Source organism: Coprococcus sp. AF102-57 (genome assembly GCF_027686195.1).
Lineage (GTDB): Bacteria > Bacillota > Clostridia > Lachnospirales > Lachnospiraceae > Allocoprococcus > Allocoprococcus comes.
Map to the genome: position 1 here is coordinate 94,687 of NZ_JAQCSY010000009.1, position 22,122 is coordinate 116,808.

17 protein-coding genes are annotated in these 22,122 nt (G+C 38.9%); 1 reads left to right on the forward strand and 16 read right to left on the reverse strand.

Features of this window, described 5'->3' with window-relative positions:
• Positions 1-55: 55 nt before the first annotated feature.
• Together PGZ10_RS07890 and PGZ10_RS07895 are read right to left on the reverse strand one after the other, a co-directional pair.
• The gene (locus PGZ10_RS07890; protein WP_270541055.1) at positions 56-856 is read right to left on the reverse strand and encodes a GTP pyrophosphokinase; all 801 of its coding nucleotides are present in this window, start codon (positions 854-856) and stop codon (positions 56-58) included.
• Positions 846-3,629, reverse strand: coding sequence for a translation factor GTPase family protein (locus tag PGZ10_RS07895; RefSeq protein WP_270541056.1), 2,784 nt, complete (start codon positions 3,627-3,629; stop codon positions 846-848). Before PGZ10_RS07895 ends, PGZ10_RS07890 begins: the two co-directional genes overlap by 11 nt.
• Before the next feature lie 167 nt (positions 3,630-3,796).
• Here PGZ10_RS07895 and PGZ10_RS07900 point away from each other — a divergent pair, with 167 nt between their 5' ends.
• Positions 3,797-5,452 (forward strand): DUF885 family protein, encoded by a 1,656-nt coding sequence (locus PGZ10_RS07900; RefSeq protein ID WP_270541057.1) that lies wholly within the window; start codon positions 3,797-3,799, stop codon positions 5,450-5,452.
• A gap of 115 nt (positions 5,453-5,567) precedes the next feature.
• Here PGZ10_RS07900 and PGZ10_RS07905 read toward each other — a convergent pair whose 3' ends face one another.
• The 14 genes from PGZ10_RS07905 to PGZ10_RS07970 form a co-directional block, all read right to left on the reverse strand.
• On the reverse strand, positions 5,568-6,185 hold the full coding sequence (locus tag PGZ10_RS07905) for a DUF4317 family protein (RefSeq protein ID WP_270541058.1): 618 nt from the start codon (positions 6,183-6,185) through the stop codon (positions 5,568-5,570).
• Positions 6,186-6,281: 96 nt separating this feature from the next.
• Complete coding sequence (locus tag PGZ10_RS07910) at positions 6,282-7,298, reverse strand: M20/M25/M40 family metallo-hydrolase (protein WP_055155548.1); 1,017 nt, start codon at positions 7,296-7,298, stop codon at positions 6,282-6,284.
• A gap of 21 nt (positions 7,299-7,319) precedes the next feature.
• Complete coding sequence (locus PGZ10_RS07915; protein ID WP_055155462.1) at positions 7,320-8,519, reverse strand: MalY/PatB family protein; 1,200 nt, start codon at positions 8,517-8,519, stop codon at positions 7,320-7,322.
• Between the two features lie 3 nt (positions 8,520-8,522).
• The gene (locus PGZ10_RS07920; protein ID WP_055155463.1) at positions 8,523-9,368 is read right to left on the reverse strand and encodes a carbohydrate ABC transporter permease; all 846 of its coding nucleotides are present in this window, start codon (positions 9,366-9,368) and stop codon (positions 8,523-8,525) included.
• Entirely contained in the window at positions 9,369-10,283 is a 915-nt protein-coding gene (locus tag PGZ10_RS07925) for a carbohydrate ABC transporter permease (protein ID WP_055155464.1), read from the reverse strand.
• Positions 10,284-10,392: 109 nt separating this feature from the next.
• Positions 10,393-11,751, reverse strand: coding sequence for an ABC transporter substrate-binding protein (locus PGZ10_RS07930; protein ID WP_055260325.1), 1,359 nt, complete (start codon positions 11,749-11,751; stop codon positions 10,393-10,395).
• 293 nt (positions 11,752-12,044) lie between these two features.
• Entirely contained in the window at positions 12,045-12,869 is an 825-nt protein-coding gene (locus PGZ10_RS07935) for an AraC family transcriptional regulator (protein WP_055260326.1), read from the reverse strand.
• Between the two features lie 230 nt (positions 12,870-13,099).
• Positions 13,100-14,125, reverse strand: coding sequence for a DUF3878 family protein (locus tag PGZ10_RS07940; protein WP_270541061.1), 1,026 nt, complete (start codon positions 14,123-14,125; stop codon positions 13,100-13,102).
• Positions 14,126-15,154, reverse strand: a complete 1,029-nt coding sequence (locus PGZ10_RS07945) for a transglutaminase domain-containing protein (protein ID WP_270541064.1) — start codon at positions 15,152-15,154, stop codon at positions 14,126-14,128.
• 268 nt (positions 15,155-15,422) lie between these two features.
• Complete coding sequence (locus PGZ10_RS07950; RefSeq protein WP_270541066.1) at positions 15,423-17,144, reverse strand: sensor histidine kinase; 1,722 nt, start codon at positions 17,142-17,144, stop codon at positions 15,423-15,425.
• Between the two features lie 77 nt (positions 17,145-17,221).
• Positions 17,222-18,814: a response regulator transcription factor gene (locus PGZ10_RS07955; protein ID WP_055260329.1), complete on the reverse strand. Its 1,593-nt coding sequence runs from the start codon at positions 18,812-18,814 to the stop codon at positions 17,222-17,224.
• A gap of 116 nt (positions 18,815-18,930) precedes the next feature.
• Positions 18,931-19,917: an ABC transporter permease gene (locus PGZ10_RS07960; RefSeq protein ID WP_055247455.1), complete on the reverse strand. Its 987-nt coding sequence runs from the start codon at positions 19,915-19,917 to the stop codon at positions 18,931-18,933.
• 35 nt (positions 19,918-19,952) lie between these two features.
• The gene (locus PGZ10_RS07965) at positions 19,953-21,143 is read right to left on the reverse strand and encodes a sugar ABC transporter substrate-binding protein (RefSeq protein WP_117834575.1); all 1,191 of its coding nucleotides are present in this window, start codon (positions 21,141-21,143) and stop codon (positions 19,953-19,955) included.
• A 35-nt stretch (positions 21,144-21,178) separates the two neighbouring features.
• The gene (locus PGZ10_RS07970; RefSeq protein ID WP_055247451.1) at positions 21,179-22,120 is read right to left on the reverse strand and encodes an ABC transporter permease; all 942 of its coding nucleotides are present in this window, start codon (positions 22,118-22,120) and stop codon (positions 21,179-21,181) included.
• Between the last annotated feature and the right edge of the window lie 2 nt (positions 22,121-22,122).

Genomic DNA, 22,122 nt, shown 5'->3' on the forward strand with positions numbered 1-22,122 from the left:
ACAAACGGAACACAACTTTTTGTTATGAACGTCTTTTGCTTTTTATTTTTAATTTTTATAAGAAATCCTTTATTTTTTTATCCGGTTCTTCTTCTCTGAGTTTTTTCATCTTTCTGAAATACGAACTCATCTCATCTGCCACTCCCGAAAGCCTGTTCAGCAGTCCGGAAAACTCCGTCAGCATCTCATCATCCTTGTAATACGGATACACAATATCATGGTCAATCTCGCTCCATCCTTCTTCAAAAAGCGTTCTGCCCTGGATTTCCAGATAGTATCCGTGATACTTGATGATATAATGCAGTGAACGGTAATACCCGCCTGTCCGCACTTCAATCTGCGTACTGTCATAAATCCTCGTATCTCCGGAACGCTTGTATACTTTTGGACGTTCTGCGATATAGCAGTGCTCCGGATCCTCATCAAAATCCCGCAGCCTGTCCTCTACATAATTGTTCGGATCATTTTCAAACATCGAAGTGATGAACTTATGAAAATGGATCCAGTCCTCCCGGTAAAGGAAGAAAACCCTGATACCAATCAAATCTGTGATGTATTTGTGGTAATTCGATTTGTTGATATGTTCAAATTTTGCATAATTTTCTTTCCGCTTCCGGATGATCTTTTCCAGAAGGTGCATTGGATTCTTAGTTCTGTAACGGTAGGAATGGATCCCTGCCCGCTCAATATCATAAATATATTCATCTACAAATTCTTTTCCCAGATGACGGAACAATTTCGTTTTTGACATATAATCTTCATAGATCTCTGTCAGCTCCTCCCAGGAAATCCGGGCAGCCGTAAGGTCATCCTCTGTCAGATTACAGGTTTTCAGAAATTCCTCTTTATTGATCATTTGCTCTCTCACCCAATTCTTTCCGGCCCATGCGGACCTCTTCCATATGACCGGCAAGCTCTCTGTCCATATGATCGAACAGATAATTTTTCGCACTCTCTTTGTGCAGCTCCCATTCTTCCTGAATCTGCCGGTTCACGATCTTCACCTCTTCCAGGAACTCCCGGGAAGATATGATCGTACCTCCCTGTCCCTGTGTGATCACCTGTTCCACACCATCTGATGTAACTACCGTCACATGATACTTTCTTCCGACTTCATGTACTACCTTTTCAATGTACATATCCGCCGTCTCAGCTTCTTTTGTATACACAACATGAATGTTGTGGTATTTGAAGATTTCCATTGCTTCGCCTTCAACCTTGTAGGCATCAAATACCAGGATCAGAGGATAGTTCTTGAACCCCTGATAATTGCAAAGCACATCCATCAGTTTATTTCTTGCTGCTTCAATATTCTCTTTTGCCAGTTCTTTCAGATCATCCCATGCGAAAATAACATTATAACCATCTACCAGCAAATATTCCTGTACGCCTTCTTCATCTTTCTTTGCTTTTGGCGTTTTCCCTGCAGTCACAGTCTTTGGAAGACGATCGGCTTTTCTCTCTACCCGTCCGTAAGTCCGGATAAAAATCTCTTCCAGTTCCCTGTCTTCTCTGGCATTACGCGCATAATGCCTGCCGCCTCTGGCTGCTGCTTCTGCTGATCCGCTTTTCTCCTTGCGTAAATTTACCGGTACAGTCTCATCCAGACTTTTTTCGGTCTCTCCTGCCAGCCTTTTCCGCTCTTCCAGGATCTTCGGAAGCTGTGCCTCAATATGCATATGTTCCGGCACTTCCTGCCACGGTACATTATATCCTGCTCCATGAGCACAGAATACAGAGCCCGTCGGATTCTCCACATCCCGCTCCGGATCGTAACCAATCGCCTCTACAACCTCGTCCTGGTTATGGCATGGAAAATATCCCTTCAGCGTACAGAACAGTTTCCCTCTTCCTCTGCTGTATGTGGTTACTTCTCTCTGATAATCCTGCATTTCAGACACCGGTGCACTTCCGGTGACAACAGCCATATCATCTTCCGTCTCCGGTCCGTCAAATTCTCCATTCATCCGCTGAATATCCGTAAGTGCACGGCCTGTCATCTCTGACGGAATTTCCAGACGAAATGCATAATACGGTTCAAGCAGTACATTCTCTGCCCGCATCAGTCCCTGGCGGATTGCACGGTACACAGCCTGGCGGAAATCTCCGCCCTCTGTATGCTTCAGATGTGCACGTCCACTGGCAAGTGTGATCTTCACATCAGTAAGCACCGATCCCGTCAGAACGCCCCGATGCTCTCTTTCCAGCACATGTGTCAGGATCAGTCGCTGCCAGTTCTTGTCCAGCACATCCTCACTGCAGATCGTATCGATCGTGATTCCACTTCCCGGATCTCCCGGTTCCAGTATCAGATGCACTTCTGCATAATGACGCAGCGGCTCAAAATGCCCTACTCCTTCAACTGTATTTTTAATCGTTTCTTTGTAAACAATATTCCCACTTCCAAAAGAAATATCCACGTCAAACCGTTCTTTTACAAGACTTTGCAGAATCTCCGTCTGCACTTCGCCCATCAGCTGGACCTGAATCTCTCCTGCCTCTTCATTCCAGACTACACGGAGCATCGGATCTTCTTCCTCCAGTTGTCTGAAATTCTGCAGCATCCGGTGGACATCACAGCCTTCCGGCAGCTCCACCCGGTAATTCAGAACCGGCTCCAGTATCGGTGCCGAAGAACTTTGCTGCATCCCAAGCCCCTGTCCCGGATAAGTCCGGGTAAGTCCTGTCACAGCACAGATACAGCCTTTTTCTGCTTCCTGCACCATCTCGTACTTGTCCCCGGAATAAATCCGGATCTGGTTGACTTTCTCCTGCAAAGGTTCTTCCTCTGCCATATATTCCAGGATCTCTTTGACCTTCAGTACTCCGTTTGTGATCTTCATATGTGTCAGGCGGCTGCCCTGTGAATCTCTGGATATCTTATATACCTTCGCTCCAAAAGCTTCTTCAGCATGCGTCCCGCTTACCGGTCCGTCCATGTATTTTCCCAGTCCGTCCAGTAATTCCTGCACACCTTCCAGCTTCAGTGCCGAACCGAAATAGCATGGAAATACCTTTCGTTCCCGGATCAGCGTCTGAATCTGGCTCGCCGTGATCTCTCCATTTTCCAGATAGCTTTCCATTGCCGTCTCGTCGCACATAGACAGCTCTTCCAGAAATTCTTCACCCGCTTCTGTAAAATCCACACACTCTCCGCTGAGCTTCCGCTTTAATTCAGTAAGTCTATCCTGTCTGTCCGTACCGTCCTGATCCATCTTATTTATGAAAATAAAGGTCGGAACCTGATACCTTGCAAGAAGATTCCACAGAGTTCGTGTATGTCCCTGCACACCGTCCGCTCCGCTGACAACCAGGATTGCATAATCAAGAACTTGCAGGGTACGCTCCATTTCTGCTGAAAAGTCCACATGCCCCGGTGTATCAAGAAGAGTCACCTGCTTGTCTCCAAGCACAAAATTCGCCTGCTTGGAAAAAATGGTAATCCCCCGGCTTCTTTCCAGCGTATACGTGTCCAGAAACGCATCTCCATGGTCAACTCTTCCAAGCTTCCTGATCTGACCGGTAAGATAAAGGATTCCTTCCGAAAGCGTCGTCTTTCCGGCATCCACATGCGCCAGGATCCCGACAGATATATATTGTTTTGGCTTATTTTCAGATGTTGCTGCCATCGAAAAAATGCCCCTTTCTGCTCATAATAATCTCTTGATTATCATATCACAGAAAGGGGCATAAGTCGACACGCGAATCTTTTTATCTGTCCTGCTTTTCATTTGACATTTTCTGCGGTAAGATACAATTAGAACAAATTTCTAAAAAAGGAGAGTGCCATTTACTCATGAAAAATACTGACTTAACCAATACTTACCGCGAACTTGACAGAGAACTTGCCATTTTGCATGACCAACTCGAAAGCCACCGTTCTTTTGAAAATATCCTTTTTCTCCCGACTCCCGAAAAGATCAGATCGGTCCGCGAAAAATGGAATGATTTAAAAACACAGGTTGAAAACCTGGATACACCTGACAATGTCTATCGTCTGGTGAAGCATCATCTGAATGACTTCCTGGATTCTCTTAAATTTACTATCGAAGAAAAAGAGCACAATCCGGAAGCACCTCTCCTGGATTTTGTCTATTATCTTCAGGAAATCGCTCGCTGTGACCGGCGTTCTAATGAAGTACGTCTCGATGTCCTGACCAGAAAATTACAGGCATTTCATGAAAATCAGGATTTGATCCTTAATCTGATCCATACACAATACGGAGAAAATGAAGCTTCCCTTTCTTCTGCCTTTGCCCGCGCAAGGCTGGATATGCAGCGCGACCTGAAACTGTTAAATGAATATTTCCCGGATTTCACAGAAGAACAGATTGCATCTTTATCACAGTCCTTCCGGATTTTTATCGATCAGCTTCAGGAAATGGCAGATTTACTCGGTTCTGACTGCCAGTCTGACTCTAAAGAATTGTTAAAGGATGATCTCTCAAAGACCATCAAGATGGATCTGGAAGCTTACCGCAGCCTTCTGAAAAACCGTCTTGGTGTATCTCTCGACGAACTGCTTGCATGGCATAAAGAAGAAATTGAAAAGACCCGTGCTGAAGTATTCGAAATCGCCTCCAAATTAGAGCTTCCGGAAGGAACTCCGAAGACAATGAAAGAAGTCAGTGATGTGCTTTTCCGCTATGCTGGTCCTTGTGACAGTGCCGAGGAAATGTATACACGTGCCAGAAATTATCTGAAACGTACCCGTGCTGTCGCTCATGAATATGTACGTCTTCCGGAAGATGAAACCTGTCTGTGCGTTCCTCTTCCGCCTTGCTATAAGGATTCTTACCCTTGGGGCGGTTATGAGGGTGGTGATTTCCGTGTCAAACCGCTCCGCGGCCAGATGTTCCTGAATCAGTATAATTATCAGAACATTACCGATGGCTGGATCAAGATGAATACCATGCACGAAACTTATCCGGGACACCATGTCCAGTTTATCCGTGCAGCGATCGATCCAACACCGGAAACTGTAAAAATAGGAGCAAAAAGTGTACCTCTGGAAGAGGGAACCTGTATTCGGACTGAACGCGCATTTACCTTTATCTTTGCGGAAGACCCGTTCTTCCCTCTGTTCGTTGCATTCCGCCGTCATCATGCCTCTGTCCGTATCCTGGTTGATCTGCAGCTGTATTATTTTGGAGCGACACTGGAAGATGCTGTAAAAATCTACGAAGAAGAGCTTGGCTTTGACCGCGTAACTGCCCGCGCCCAGGTACAGGCACACCAGAATGCGCCGGGATATTTCACCTGCTATTATTATGGAATGAAGAAAATCTGCGACTGGGAAAAAGAGTATGGATATACGAAATGGGATTATACGGAACTGCTGTTCTCAGCCGGGAGGATCAGTATGGAAAGCCTGGAGATGCTGGTTAAGATGACCAAAGAAGAGCAGGGACGTTTCTTTACGGAGTTCCGGAGCTTGCTGATGGAGGAATAAGGTAGGTTTTAAGGTGTTGGAGGGGGACGAAAAAACGGATAAATAAATTTGAGTATAATGATTTGTTTTAGTTTTTAAAAATTTGTATCTTTAAAATATTTCCAACAACACATTATTATAAAGATATAAGTCTACCAAGTTCTTCACGTTTCTTTTCAGTTATGCCATAGATATTTATGTGGTTCAGGTCACCGCTGCGGTCTGTAAAGGCGGGGAAGAGGAAGCCGGATGTTGGGGATCCGGGTTCGTATTCGCCGACAAGGGGACAGATGGCGCAGATGAGGTAAGAGAACATCTCTTCGGATTCTCCGAGGCGTTCTTTGTCGGTGGCTTTGGCTGGGATATCGTAGTTATCATGGAAAACATAGATCGCATAAGGGGTGGTGATCCGGATGTTTTCCATGATGATATCATAAAGAGTATCCATCAGGGCATCGTTTTTGAGTTCACAGTCTCTGAGCGCCATCAAAAGCTGCCACATACTTCCGGCTTTCTGATTTTCCGGCTGGATCTCGTATTTTTTCAGTTTTGTGTTTGTCTCTGCAAATGGAATCGTTTTGGCGATTGCGAGATTTTTTGTTTTTTCTGACGCAGAGAGTTTGAGGAAGTTGATGTTAAAGCTTCCGTCAAAATCTCCGTCTGCATCTACATAACAGCCTGCTATTCTTGTGAATGATGTTCTTGCAGGCGTCATCCGCCGCGTCAATTCCAGCATATCTTCTCGGTTGATCATTTGTCATTCTCCTTATGCAAAATTTACTTTTTCTTCAAATATACTACAAAAAGCCTTCTCTCTGCAAATCTACTCTGCAAAGCAAAGGCTTTCCTTCTACTTAAAACTGCATAAAAACTCTGCGATAAGTTCTATACATCCTTCTACATCCTTCATATCCGCAACCTCACCTGGATTATGCATATTCCGAAGTGGTATCCCTGTAAAAACCACTGGAACACCTTTATTAGAAAAATGAATTTGATCCGCATCTGTAAAACTTCTTGAACTTGCCGCTTCTCTCTGAATACCAATACCTGCTCTTTGAGCACATTCCACCATCTTTTCATTAAGCTGTTTAGTTGCTATGGGACTATTGCAAAGTGCTGGACCATTTCCCAGAACAATATCTCCTGAAACGGCTGCATTTGGGAATCTACTATAGTCTGTACAATTTGTAACATCAACAACTACTGCAAGTGCCGGATCAATCTGCGCACTACACCAAAATGCACCATTTTTCGTTGTTTCTTCCCCCACTGTGGCAGCAGCATAAACACCTGCGCTACAGCCTTTTTCTCTTGCACGTTTAAAAGCCTCCATGATAACAAATACCCCAATTCTGTCATCCATTGCTCTCGCTGTTATTCGATTATGTAACAACTTTCTGATTCCAGAATCCAGTACAACTGTGTCTCCTAAAGAGACATGCTGTAGCGCATCTTCCTTTGATACTGCGCCGATGTCTATCAATAAGTCTGCTACTTTTACCGTTTCCTTTTTCAATAATTCTCTGCTACATTCTACAACACCGTACACGATGCCTTTCTTTGTGCAGATTTGGACTTTTTGACCCGGATAATTATGTGTCATTATTCCACCGCGTTCAATTGCCTGAATTCTTCCTTCTTCTGTAATTCTTGTTACTACAAGGCCAATCTCATCTGCATGTGCAGAAAGCATGATTCTGACAGGGCTTTCCGGATTTAATACACAAATCACATCTCCTATTTCATCGGTTCTTATTTCATCTGCGTATTGTTCCATATATTCCCTTAAAACACGCTGCCCGTTTTCTTCACTTCCAGATACGGAAATCTGATTTAATAAATTCTCCAAAAATTCTATATTCATTTTCTTCTCCATACCAAAACATTATCTTCCTTGCACAATTTCATCATAATGAGCTTTCACTCTGTGCAAAGCTTTCTCCAGATACTCTCTGGAAGTTGCAATATTCACACGAATAAATTCCTCGGTATGCTTTCCATACCGATCACCCATATATACTGATACTTTAGCTTTTTCAATGAAGAATTGCTCTAAAGCTTTTGGACTGATTCCTAATTTACTCGTTTTAATCCATGCCATGTACGTCCCTTCTGAAGGAATTACTTCAAATTCTGGCATATGTTTTTGCAAATACTTAGCAAGAAAATTATAATTTCCTTCCAGATAAATGTTTACCTGTTCCAGCCAGTCATCGCATTCTGTATAAGCTGCTTCCATAATGCCCGCAGCAAAAATATTCGGATTATGAAGCCCCCACCGGTCAATTGTTTCTTTTACTTTTTCGCGGATTCTTGTATCCGGAATAATCATATTCGATAAAATTACTCCCGGTACATTAAAGGTTTTTGTAATCGAATTGCATACGATCAATCGTTCTTTCAATTCTGTTCTTATCTTTAACGTAGAAACAAATTCTTTGCCTTTCTTTAAAAAATCTGCATGAATCTCATCAGCTACCAACATTAAATTATAATCCTTACAGATTGATGCAATTTCATCAAGCTCTCCTTTGTTCCATACACGCCCGGTTGGATTATGTGGATTGCACAGCAACATAAGACTTGTATGGATTCCTTTTTTCAGATTATCGTCCAATGCTTCTCTTAACTGTTTAAAATCCATTCGATATCTTCCATTTTCTAATACTAATGAGCTTTCAATCATCTTCCGATCATATTTTTCAATTGCATTTTGCAAGGCAGTGTATGCCGGTGTATGCAGTACGATTCCATCTCCAGGATTGGTAAATGTCTCTACCACCATATTCAGAGCCATATTAATCCGCGGTGAAAAAACAACCCATTCTGGATCTATTTTTTCATGATATCTGCGTAGCATCCACTGACATACCAAATCTTGATAATTGTCCGGTAAAATCGTATACCCAAATACACCTTTTTTTACAATTTTCTGCATCGCATTTAAAATAGGTTCCGGGGAACGATAATCCATATCTGCCACACCAAGATGCATGACATCACTTCCAAATAATGCATCCATTTCATCAAATTTTGCACTGTTTGTATGGCGTCTGTCAATGATTTCATCAAAATTATATTCCATATCCTATCCCTTTACTGCACCTGACATTGAACTTTCCAAAATTTTCTTTGAGCAGAACATAAACAAAAGCAATATCGGCACTACTGAAAGTGTAACGCCAAGATATACTACTCCATAATCTGTTTTGTATACTCCCTGCATCTGCTGTACCAGAATCGGTAATGTAAACTTTTCTTGTGAGAACAGCAATATAGATGGCTGTACATAAGAGTTCCAACAACCAACAAATGTAAAAATAGCCTGTGTAGCTACTCCCGGAATAATTACTGGGAAAATAATTTTATTAAATATTTTAAACTCATTGCAACCATCAATACGTGCACTTTCAAGCAATTCATTTGGAACATATGCATCAATATACTGGCGAATCCAATATACCATAACTGGTGTGGCAAAACTCGGCATTAAAATAGCAATGTAATTATCTAACAATCTCAAATTATTCATTTCCTGGAAGTAACCAATAATTCCGAGCTGTCCAGGAAGCATCATTGTTGCAAGGACGATCCAGAATAAAACTTTATTCCCTTTGAATTTGTATTTTGCAAAACCATAGGCGGTAAGTGCTCCAATATAAGTAGAAATTGCCGTATATATCACGGAGATAACAACACTGTTTGCAAGACCTCTCCAAATATTTACATTATCTTGAAGCCGATGATAATTATCGAGCAAATGTTTTCCTGGAATCATCTGAAAACTGGTTGCTAAAGCGGCATTATCATGAGTACATCCAATAATCATATTATAAAATGGTACTATACTGATAATGGCAAGAAAAATTAAAAATATGTACGTTAAGGTGCGATAAAGTTTACCATGACCTTCTTTTTTACTTTGCATACTCATTTAATACTGCTCCTTCTTTCCTGTTGTATATTTCATGAAAATAATTGAAAATACAATAATAATTACAAATAATCCATATGAAATTGCTGCACCATATCCATAATCTAAATTTGTAAATGCGATATTATACATATACATTACCATGGTTAATAATGAAGCTTTTGTTCCTCCCATTGCACCACCAAAAGTATACGGTAAATCGAAAATCTGAAGACCACCAATAATTGATGTAACAAATGCAAACGTCATGATTGGACGCATAAGCGGTAGTACGATCTTAAAAAATGTCTGTACTTTTGAAGCTCCATCCACTTCAGCGGCTTCAAAAAGTTCATATGGAATTCCTCGAATACCCGCTGTAAAAATAATGGTATAATATCCAAAATACTGCCAGAATAACACCAATGCAACAATGAGCTGTGACAGTAAAGGGCTTCCCTTCCAGTTAATCGGATCCTTAATAATATGTAATGTCATCAGAACCTGATTCACACTACCTGCTTTCCAATCGAATAACAAGCTAAAAAGTACACCAAGTGAAACAGCTGTTACAAGATTCGGAAAATAGAATACTGTTTTAAAGAAATTACTTCCACGTAATTTCTTCTGATTCAGTAAAAACGCAAGCACCAAACCAAATACCATCTGTGGAATCATTGCTAAAAGTGCAATAAAAATTGTGTTTCCGATAGATTTTATAAACATTTGATCCTGAAGTAACCTCTGATAATTCGCCAATCCTATAAACTGCTGTTCCCCAAATCCATCCCAGGACATAAAACTTAACTTAAATGTATATAAAATTGGATATAAGGTAAATGTTAAAAAAACGATAAAATATGGTGCAATAAAAAAATATCCTGCATTATCTTTATTTATTTTGTTTCTTTTCCGCTTTCCGCTTACTGCAGCCACTTTTTGTAGCCCTCCTTTTCTATTTAAAAAGCTGCTCCAGGGAAGGTACTCCTCCGAGTACTTCACTGAAGCAGCTCCCTTTATATGATATCCATACTCATTTTATGGACTAATCAATTTCGATTTCCGGATAAATATTCTTCATATCTTCTTTGAATCCTTGTACTGCCTCTTCCGGTGTAATCTGTCCTGTCGCAATAAGATCCATCTGTGCGCCTGCACTTGTCCAAGCCTGACGGTCATATTTTGTCATTGGATCACCTTTAACTTCTTTCGCTGTTTCATAGAAGTCTGCGAAATACTGCTGATCGCCAGTTACAATATCTGTATGTCCTTCTTCGATACATTTTTCGATTGCCGGAATATATCCCGGGAAATCTCCCCATGTATCAGCAAGTCCATTTACAAGATAATCTACATTAGATGTCATAGTTTTAATCCATGCCCATGCTGCATCTTTATTTTTAGAGTTTGAGTACATTCCATACCATGTACCACCATTCTGATAAGGAATTGGTGCCTGCATGTATCCCCATGTATTGGCTGCCTTGTCCATTTCATCATCCGGGATTCCTGGTTTAATACAGAAATTAAGTCCCCATGTTGGTAAGCATGTAAGAATAAACATATCTTTTGAGTACATTCCTGATGTCCATCCTGCTGACCACATATCTGCTTCTGCATCTACTTTGTTTGAAACAACTGTTTCCATCATTTTGTACATTTCAAGCATATAGTCGTCACTGATAATATGGTTGTTATCATCTACCCATGGCTGACCTTTGTAAGAAGCATACAGCTGTAATACCGATTCAACGTCATCTAATAATGCGATCTTTCCATCGGATTTTTCGTAAACCTGTTTTCCTACTTCTACGATTTTATCCCAGTCAGATAACATTGCAGCTAATTCATCCGGATCATCTGTTCCAAGATATTCTTTAGCAAGAGCTTTCTTATACCAGAATCCTCCTGGTGTTGACTGCCATGAAAGACCTCTGATATCACCTTCCTTATCTCTTGAAAGCTCATCTACATATGGAATCATATCTTTTGAAATATCTTCTGCACCATATTTTTCTTGGCTTAAATTCTCAAGCATATCTGTTTCTTTATATACACCAAGATCCGAAATCTCAAATGTTGCCACGTCTGGTGCATTTGTTCCTGTACGGAATGCATTCTGAAGTTTTGTTCTGTACTCTTTGGATGGCATAACTGTTACTTTTACCTTCACACCAGGAACAATTTTGTTGAACTCTTCAACATAAAAGTTCATCTCTTCCTGACTCAGATTTGTCCAAACCTCGATTTCACCTTCCGTCTTTGTAACGTCTTCTGTAATCTTCTGATCATCCGATTTCTTGGAACTATCAGATGTTTTCTGCCCACTGTTGCCCCCACAACCTGTGAGCAAGGTTGCTGCGCCTAATGTCACAGCAAGAATTCTCGCTAATCTCTTTTTCATTTTCTTTCCTCCTACTCATATGAGTTTGTTTCTTGTTATTTTGAATTATAACAATCTTCATATCTTGTTTCTACCACTATCTTAACCTCACAATGTCACATTCTTGTCATTTTCTACTATTTTCTGGTTTTTTTGATATATTTTTAGTGCATTTTTGTTTTTTTGTATTGCTTTTATTTTTATAAAACCATCTAATTGTATATTTTTTTTGATTTACACAATCTTTTTTATGCACATTTCCGCATTTGACAATTCAACGGGTCTCACAAAAAAATTTTGTAAGGCCCGTTGATCTATTGCTTCATTCTTTTTCTATATTCACTTGGAAGAATATCATTTTTCTTTTTAAATGCTTTTGCAAATGCTTTACTATTTGCAAAACCATTATTAATAGCAATATCGCCAAGCATATGATTAGTATTCACAAGTTCAGCGCAAGCTCTCTCCAATCTAATACTCTGCAAGTATTCCCTATAACTAACTTTCGCATACTTTTGAAACATCTTCGACAAATAGGTCGGAGAATATCCAAATATTTTTGCCAGACTTTCAAGAGAGATATCTCCCTCATAATTTTCTTTAATATAATTTGTTATATCTGTCAGACGATTCAAATGCTTATAACTTTTTATTCTTTCATCACTTACATCTGTTATCCTATACACTGTTACCATTAAATATAACAAATGATAAAACTTTGTTTGAGTTAGGAATTCATACCCGCACTTCTTTGCTACATAGGCTCTGTACATCTCTTTCATTATACCCATCATATCTTTATCACAATAATTGGAATCATGTGAAAATGTAATGAAATTTTTCTCAATATAATACTCTTCAAAAACAACAAGTGGAATTTGAATAACTAATGTCAAATTTAAATCTGGTGCAAAAATAGAATGCACTTCATTTGAATTTACAATAACAAATTCACCTTCTTTCAAATAATATTCTTCATCATTTAAAAAGAATCTTACTGAACCTTTAAAAACAGCAAAAATCTCTATTGATGTATGCCAATGTTTATTTCTTACATAATTTCCGTTTTTCCCTTCAAATATAAACATTTTAAATGGTAATCCTTTATTAGGTATAATAATTTCATGATTAGCATCCATGCATTTTCCCACCTTCTAATAACATACTTTACACATTTTGCCTTTTCTATTCCTCAATATTCAAGAAAAATATGTCTTTTAAAAAACTAATTTTCCTAAAATTACTTTTCTATTTTATCTTTTATTCTAACACTTATCCTACTGATTTCAACCATCTATCCCTATTTGCCTCATCATCAAAAATACTTTTTATTTTAAATTATTTTTCTATTTTATTTATTTACAAAAATTCAAAGAAACTCTTCGATTTCCACGATCCGATCTCCCCTTTTTTCTTTCCATATCATCAGATACACCTTAAAATCCACCAAATCTCTTGCAACAGAAAACGGTTCCTCACGCACAAGCGTCACTTTCTGCCCGTTTATCTCCAGTTCTTCTTTTCTTTGCTCTGCTTTCTGTAAAACTTTTTCGTACTTCTGGTTAAATTTCTCTCCAAAATCTCTTCGTGGATAATTTTTTGCTTCTTTTGCAAGCTTTTTATCCAGCAGGTCAATCATATCTGCATGGCTTCTTCTGTGTAACAGCCTTGCAAGCCATCTGCTCATCACTTTTCCGTGATGCTTCCGGTAAAAACGAAGCCACCTTACCATGCTTCTGTCCCCTTTCTCCACAGCAAGCTCTTCCATTACATCCATTGCCTCTTCGGTCGGATTCCACGGATCTTCCATCGGGACAATATATTTTGCCGGAACTGCCGGATAACAGGTATAGTTCAACGGTGGAAAATGTACCAGTTTTGCAAGTTTCCGTTCTGTATCACTTGTTGCCTTTTCTCCAAGGTATTCACATTTATCGCTCAGAATCGCCAGACGATATTCCAGAATCCGCAGATACTCATACCCCTTCACCCAGAAATGTCCCACATCTCCGTAATTATAAAGGTTCACCTCCAACTGAAGTTCCCGGAAGAAAATGGTCACAACCGTTTCGCCCTGATATACGACAAGTACATATTCTCCATCCTCCTGGCTTAAAGTTGCGTCCAGCTCTCCTTCATAATCCTTCTGATAATGTCCGGTCATCCTCGCACCGATAAAAACCAGAAAGCTTTCCACTGCATCATTCATTAGATACACCAAGCGGATCTCATCCTGGTTTTTGGCATCTTTATCTGGAAACAGAACTTCAAACTGATCCTGACCGAGTAACTGGGCAAGTTTCTGGAAGGCCTTCGGAATTTCTTCATATGCATTTTCTGTATCCATGAACGCTTCCTCTGCTGACATATTTTCCTGTATTTCCAGTTCACTCATCTATTCCTTTTCTCCTTCATTTGCCTCTTCCATATCCACACAGGCAAGTCCTCTGTCCTCCACATAACTGACACGGATCACTGCCTGCGACCAGTTGAGGCTGATCCTGGCAGCCTTCTGCTTCTCTTCTCCGGCTTTCCGGAGCAGATCCAAAAGTTTCTCCAAAACTTCTCTTGTCAGATAGCCACTTCTCCACTGAAAGGTCAATGTCCTGCCCTTCTTAGCCGCCTGTAGCGACCGTTTATAAACATCTTCTTCTTTTGTAAAGGAAAGTTTCTTCTCCCGATAATAAAAATGATCCCCATTCGTACAGACCGGTGCCGGTGCGATCAGCGGTTCATGATCCCGGAAAATCTTCTTGTCGTCTAGATTGAAATAATCATAGCGGATCTCCTGTCCTTCCGCACTGTGTTTACCAAGCGTATTGTCAAAAGTTGCATCCAGATGATAATATGTACCACCAATTTTTATGATATTCCAAGTATGACGGTACTTGATCCCTTTTTCCGGATTGTTACCACAGACTGCGATCATGCACCAGATTCCAAGCGCATCACAGAGTACTTTCACAGATTTTGCAATCCCTTCACATACGCCAACTCCATGTCCAAGTGGACCGATAATCTCATGGGAATACGCCTTTTTCAGCTTATCATAAGTCACATTATCACAGATAAAATCATGAATATATTTCTCCTTTTCCCATTCAGACAAATCTTTTGCCGCCCGCGCAAGTTTTTCTACTCTGGAGGACATTGCCCTCTGATGCTCCCGGATTTTATTTTTGTCAAACAGATACTCCGGTACAAAGATCAGATTCGGAGAGTCCTGATAGTATTTATACTTATATCCTGTCATCCAGAAAATCTCCGGATGATCCAGCCGAAGCCTGAAAAAGACATCATAAAGCTCCGCACTTTCTATGCGCGGTATCTGAAATTCATCCGCAAGCGCATTCGCTCCCTGCATGATTACATGGTATGCTGCCTGCTGCTGTTTCGTCATTTTGTGATAATAGAATGGTTCCATGAAAGTCCTCCTGCGCAATGTTTTGATTCTCCTATTATACATTTTTTCACGAAAACACGAAATGTTTTTCCTTGCTTTTTAACGAAAAACAGAAATGTTTTACGCTAGTTTTTAACGAAAATAGAAAATGTTTATACCCATTTCTTAACGAAATCACAAAATGTTGGCCCTTTTCCACTTCTTTCAGACACATAAATTCCCTTCATTACTTATATAAAAAGGCTCCATATAACAGTTTTTACTGCTACATAGAACCTCTTCCATTCTTTTATTTCTCAGTTTCACTTGATACAATTGCCGGAATCCGGATCGTAACGATCGTACCTTCGCCCTCTTTTGACCATATCTGAAATCTGTATTTATTTTCATAAATATAGTCCAGTCTTTCTTTAATATTTTTTATACCGATATGTTCTCCTCTTTCCATACTTGACAGTTTACGCTGCGGTTTGCTTAATTCATCTAGTTTGTCCTGAGACATCCCTGCACCATTATCTTTTACAATAATCTCAACTTCATCTTCTTCCATTTTGATACGAATCGTAATGCATCCGTCTATTACTTCGCCTTCTTCATCCGTATTACATAGAATTCCATGAAAGAACGCATTCTCTACAAGTGGCTGCAAAATATTTTTTGCAATCAGATATGGCTCAACCCCCGCTTCAATATCAATAACACTTTTAAATATTCCTGTATATCGATATTTCTGAATCAGTAAATATTCTCTCACTACTTTAATTTCCTGCTCTACTGTATCATAAACATTATCCACCTCTATACGTAGTCTGTCCCTTAAAATCTGAATCATAGCTTTATTCACTGCAATCACATCTTCATTCCGGTTTTTCTGTGCCAGATATGTAATCATATTCATGGTATTATAGATAAAATGTGGATCCACCTGCGAAATCATCAGACCATACTTCAGTTGCTGCTCTCTCTTTTCCTGTTCGACCATTTCAACGATATTTTCCTGCAAACGTTTTGCCATAACATTAAATGAAGCGCCTACTTCTCCTATTTCATCTGTTGAATTCACCTCAATTCGTGCATCCAGATTTCCTTCTGCTATTTCATTCATTTGTTTTGATACATCCGTAAGCGGACCGGTAAAATGATTTACAATCGGGATCATAACTAACACAATTCCAAGCCCAAAACATAAAATCAGTATTTCTACCAGAAAAATCAGCGAACGGTTATTGTCCAGAATATCTTTTCTGCTCTGCCTGCAAATAATCTTCCACCCATCTTCTTCCGAAAAACGTACTGTAGTAATCCCATCTTCCTGCTGCCAATAACCTTCCTTATAGCTTTTTCCATACTTCATGTTTTTCAGAGTTGCGTTTACATCTATTTGTGTTTCCTTAACACTTGGCTGTAAAATCTGATTATTTTTATCAAGAAACAGATAATCGTTACTGTAATCTTTCATCTGGTTTGCAATATAGTACAACTGGTCAAAAGATGCTATAACAGTAAGATTGCCTTTCTGCCCATGATATATATATTCCATCGTATATCCATAAACCATGTTAAATATATTTCCAAATGCTGTATCTGATTCCCCGTCATAAGCAAAAGGATTCAAAAAACTTGTCTTTTTCCCTTTTAAATCTAATTCTTTTATTTCACTACAAATATGTTCTTTTACTTTATTCGAAAATCCTACTGTTGAAAAATCATATATTTTATCCGCCTTTTGGACATCCAGATAAATCCCGATGATTCCATATGACTGAATTTTATTTTTTACACCAAGCTGGGATAAAAAAAGACTTATTTTCGCATTATTTGCTTCATTCGGCTCCGACATATATTGATCTATTTTCTGAATAAGTTCTGGTTCTTCTGCCACAATCTTTGTAAATCTTACCAGCTCTTCAAAATTCTGATCTAACTGAGACATGATCTGCTCATTCAGAATCATGGTATCCTCTCTGTCTTTCACACTGATATTTCTATATACCAGTTCCGGTAATGCCATGAGCAATATTCCCATAATTACCAAAAACACACATAATTGTGCTATAACCAATTTATTTCTTAATTTCATGACCTCTTCTACTCTCCGGCTAATAATTTCCTGCGATATTGGTTCGGTGTCAGTCCTGTATATTCTTTGAAAATTTTACTGAAATACTGACTGGAAGTAAAACCTGTCTTTTCTGATACTTCATAAACCATATATTCTTTATCCTGGAACATTTTCTTTGCATTTTCTATTCTGACATTATTGATAAAATCATTTACCCGTATTCCAGTTTCTGTTTTAAATTTCGTTGATAACCAGGAAGACGTCACACCAACATGCTCCGCAACTTCTGCTGCTGTAATACTTGCATCACCATAATTCTGATTGATATAAGCCATTGCATTGATTGTCACATCGGAATAAATCATTTTTTCTTTCTCATTTTTCATTCGACAAATTTCTTCTATCTTGTATTCAATATATGCCTGAAGATCTGTTACTTTTCTAAAATCATAAGAACTGCATCCCTCGGTCATCAAAAATCTCTGACCGCTTGTTTCTCCAATCAGTTTTCCATCAAACAAACTAAGAGCCTCCAAAATATGTTCTATATATTCCAAGTATTCTGTAACATTCTGTTTTTTTTCTGTTTCATGCAATCGGTTTTCTATTTTTTCAATTTCTTCTGTTTTTCCCTGTTGTAAAGACTGATAAATTTCTTCTGATGAAATTCCTGACAGTTTCTTCTCATTTTCCTCTTTTCCGTCATAACGCAGCTCCTGTAACTCTACTTCATTTTTTAAAATATTATTTTCCAGTTGTCTTTGATAATTTGTAAAATTAGACCGGAACTGCCTTACCATACTTCCATGCAAACAATAATATACATGATACAGTTTTTCTTCTCTGTTAATATATTCATACAGCTTTCTTGCAAAATCATAAATTCTGTCATTTATTTCTTTTTGTGAAACAATTCCTTTTCCGAATTCAAGCAAAATCAGATATTCATCTTCGTTTACCGGAAACCTGGCCCCTACATGAATCCCAGTATTTTCAGATACATTTTCGCACGCTCTTTTTATGAGCCGATTATCCAATGTCATCTGATTGTTATCAAGTGGAATATATTTCTTTAAAATCTTCGGAACCTTTCTTTGAGAAACGATAATATAATAATATTTCTTATGCAAACCTATATAATCATTTTCATCAAGAATATCTTTATATACCTCTTCTGAAATATTTTTTCTAAATAATTCCTCTAAAATTGCTGTAATTGTATACTGCTTTTTTGCTTTTTCTTTTATAATTTCTTCTTTTAATTTTAGTATTTTTCTTAAAAATCCATCTTCCTCCAGATCACTTTTTAAGATATAATCATCAATTCCTAACCGGATTGCCTGTTTTACATAATCAAAATTTTTATATGCTGAAAGGAACAGAATATGTGTATTTCCACCATATTCGCGAATTGCATCCCCTAATTCCAATCCATTTAATCCAGGCATCTTTACATCTGATATCACCAGATCCGGTCTGTGTGTCTTGTAAATTGCAAGTGCCTGTTCTGGATTTGTCGTTACCCCGATCAATTCAAATCCATGATACTCCCAATCAATAATATGCTCCAAATACTCCAGTGCCAGCTTTTCATCATCCACTAACAATACTTTTATCATATTTTCTTCCTCCCATTATGCCCTGTCAAATGCTGTCTATTCCGATTATACAGCGACACCCGGAGTATCGCAAGCTGACAGGATGCGTATACTCCGGGTGTCATTTAAATTATTTTTTATTGTGCGTTTGTTCTCACAAGCTCTTTTTTCAGCTTTCGTTCACTGATAAAGTTCATTACTCTCTGGTTGTTGTAAGTAAAGATCATAATAACCAGAAGGAAGATTCCAGATGCTGTATCCTGCAGCGAAGCTGAAAGTCCCATGCTGAGAAGTCCTGTCGTCAGCATATTTAAAATAAAGTTTCCGATAAAGATTCCGATTACCAGATTACAATACTGTTCAAGTGCCAGTCCAACATAAATTCCAAGCATGCAGTTGAAAATAATATTCGTACTTGACATGTACATCGGCGTATCAATTGATCCCTGTATAGAAATCTTCAAAAGTGCCGCAACTCCAAGGAATAATGATGAAACTACATAGCAGAGGAATGCTGTTTTCTTGGTATTGACACCTGAATTTTTTGCAATTCTCTGTGAACTTGCACATGCTCTTACATTATATCCAAACTTTGTATAGTTGAAAATGATGTAGAACAGTACAAACATGATCGCAAAAATAATCAAACAATACGGAAATCTTCCAAGTGTTGTAATTTCTCCGTTAATAGCTGTTACCCATGAAATACTTGCCAGGTTGGATAATGTCTCATATACCATGCAAACACCAAGTGCTGTAACAATTGCCGGAACTCTCAGTAACATATACATAACACCTGAGATTGTTCCAAGTACAATGCCCGCTCCAACCACAATCAATGCAAATGGTATCAATCCGATTCCGTAAAGATATACCATTTTTGCTCCGAACATTGCCGAGAGCATTACAACCGCACCTGCACTAAGATCCATTCTGTTACACAACATGTTCGAACACATTGCGAATGAAATTAGCGTAGGGGCCAGCGTTTGCTTCAGGTTCATAATAAGACTCGCCGGTTTTCCAAATGCTCCGCCGGAGCATATGAAAAACAGAAGATATACAAATACCGGGAGCATAACGACTTTGCATACATTTTTAACTGTATCTGATTTCGTTTTCATACGCCTTCCCTTTCCATATCCGTTAAAGTAGTAATTTATTTTCCATGTCTTGCAATTGTATCTTCAATACTGTAGTTCTTGCCCATTTCAAGCAGATCATCAGAAGATGCATTTTTATTTTTTGATTTAATCAGCTGATCAACTTCATCTGTTGTCCATGCATATACACCATCATTATGAAGGTATGTCATGTAATCAGAGAATTCCTGACCAGATTTACATACAATAAAGTTAACCGGTACTTCTACTTTGTCAAGAGCATTTCCTTCCAGTGCATTGTAGATAAGTACGAACGGGAATACTGCATCAGCATACTGTCCACCGATTGCACATACTGTTTCACCATTGTCAAGGCTTCCCTGACAATTTTCTGAAAGGTCACAGAATGCGATCTTAACCTGACCTTCACGTCCTGCTGATTTGATTGGTTCTGAGCAGTATTCAATACCAAGAAGTGTAATTGCAATACCATCGATAGAATCATCTGCTGCAAGGAAATCTTCTACTGCTTTTGTGAATTCAAGGCCTCTGTATTCACCAGCTTTTTTAACTTCCGGATGATCTTCAAATGCTTTCATCATACCTTCCCATCTTCTGTCATGGCAGGTAATTCCAGGTTCATAGCCAATTGCTGCAATGTTCTTGCATCCTGAATCAATAAGGCTTGTTACAATTTCATATCCTGCATCGTAATCTGCTTCATAAGATCCACCAACAAAGTAATCACTCTTGTAAACCTGATCTTTGATGCTTTCATCAATCTGTGACCAGCCTACACCAAGATAAACTTCATTTTCTTCACAAATTTTTAATCCCTGAAGGACTGCTGTTCCTGAGAAGTTTGTTGTGATAATACCATCAACACCCTGTGCACAGAGGTTTTCAATTGCAGAAAGATATGTTTCATCTGCAAAGTTTTCAATAATGTAATAGTTAAATTTTACACCATATGCTTTTCCAAGATAATCTGTGTATGCTTTGTATTTTGCGCAAAGGAAATCTGTTGTTGTATGGATAACTACACCAATTGTGTATTTACCATCCGGATCTCCACAAATTTCATCCTGACCTGATTTGTTTCCCCAGACTTCCTCTGTCTTTGCATCTTTTGTCTCTTTTGAACTGCTGTCTGATTTCTTGCTTCCTGAAGAACCACCACAACCGATTACAGAGAATACCATCATAACTGCTAATAAAACAGCTACTGCTCGTTTAATTCTTTTCATTTCTTTTCCTCCTCTTTTTCTCCTTGTTTCATCTGTTACTCCAGTACACCATCTTTGTTCTTTACATATGTAAGGAATACTAACAGTAACAGTACCAGTCCCTGAATTCCTTCAACCACACGTTCGTTAACACCCAGGATAATCAATCCATTTCTCAAAAGGATAACAGAAAAGCTTCCGACCACAGCTCCGATCATTTTTACTTTAGAACCTCCGGACAATGGCACACCTCCAAGTACCAATGCTGTGACAACGTTCATTTCCATTCCCTGACCAGTTGAAGTACTTACACTTCCGGCTCTTGCCATAAGGATAAATCCTGCAATACCTACCGTGATACCACTGATAATGTAAGCGATCATTCTGGTTCTATTAACGTTTACGCCTGCCTGCTTTGCAGCGGCTGGATTTCCTCCAATTGCTTTATTATCTTTTCCAATTGCTGTTTTTTCAAATAAGATATAGCAGATAATAAAGACTCCTAACAGCATTCCCAGCTTAAATTTCTGATTATCAAATTCAAAAAGTTCAACCGGAATACTATATTTCTGTGATGCACATACCGTATTTAAGATTCCACGACACATGTACATGATGCATAGTGATGTGATAAATGGCGAAACCTGCAAATATACGGAAACAACTCCGTTCAATACGAACCATACCAGTGCTGCAAGAATGTTTGTAATAAATACTACTCCTGCCGGTACTCCTGTGTTCGCAACTAAAATCGCAACTAAAACGCTGAAACCGATAACACCACCGTATGACAAATCCATTCCGCCATGTGAGTATACGAAAATTGCACCAAATGCCATAATCGCTATATATACGGTCTGATTCAGAATACTGTTAATATTACCTTTTGTCAGCAGTTTCCCTTCTCCTCCGACCTGAAATATGATAATCATTAAAATGATTCCAAGGAAAGGAATTATTTTCTGAAGAATTTCTTTTGCCTTAGCTTTCTCTTTCACTT